The following is a 345-nucleotide window of genomic DNA, read 5'->3' on the forward strand; positions in this document are numbered from 1 at the left end:
GTCAATCAGGTCATCATCGAGTTCGAGCCGATGTGGGTGCTCAGGGGGCTGCAGCTGCACTTCCTGGCAAAGCCGCTCGGCTACCAGCGCACCTATGGCAACCAGCAGGTCGTGGCGACGCTGCTCACCTTTACCGACCATACGTTGGAAGTGGTGCGCCAGCGCCGCAACCACTTCCTGCCGGTGCTGTCCAGGGGCTATCCCGGCCAGCTCGGCCTCAGGCAGGCTTCGTGAGGCGGGAGGCGGCCATGACTTACCATCCCGAACCAGAACTGCGCGGCCACACGCTGGTCGTCACGGTATCTTCCCACGACGGCCGGCCCGTGCTGGACAGGCACGCCTATG

At 64.9% G+C, this 345-nt stretch carries 1 pseudogene; it reads left to right on the forward strand.

The features are described 5' to 3' along the window. Window positions 1-234: pseudogene (locus tag EN851_RS34725) on the forward strand (autoinducer synthase); the annotation flags it as partial. Window positions 235-345 lie beyond the last annotated feature (111 nt).

This window comes from Mesorhizobium sp. M8A.F.Ca.ET.208.01.1.1, from assembly GCF_004791315.1.
In the GTDB taxonomy this organism is placed as follows: domain Bacteria; phylum Pseudomonadota; class Alphaproteobacteria; order Rhizobiales; family Rhizobiaceae; genus Mesorhizobium.